The following is a 203-nucleotide window of genomic DNA, read 5'->3' as shown; positions in this document are numbered from 1 at the left end:
TCCCGGCCCCCCGCGGTCCCGCTGGGCGAGGTCCTCGACGCGGCCGACCGCACCTGCGCGGCCCCCGTGCGCGAGCACGTCCTCACCCACCACCCCCAGCAGCCCTACGACGCCCGCAACCTGGCCCCCGGCGCGCTGCTGGCCCACGACCCGCGACCCGTCAGCTTCGACACCGCCGCGCTGGGCGGGGCCCGGGCCGCGGT

1 protein-coding gene is annotated in these 203 nt (G+C 80.8%); it reads left to right on the top strand.

Going from position 1 to position 203, the window contains the following annotated elements:
- The coding region (locus QWJ41_RS21960) for a hypothetical protein (RefSeq protein ID WP_302710615.1) at window positions 1–203 on the top strand (203 nt) is incomplete at both ends.

The organism is Nocardioides cremeus, assembly GCF_030518195.1.
Taxonomy (GTDB): Bacteria; Actinomycetota; Actinomycetes; order Propionibacteriales; family Nocardioidaceae; genus Nocardioides; species Nocardioides cremeus.
This window is presented reverse-complemented; position numbering and strand designations above follow the sequence as displayed.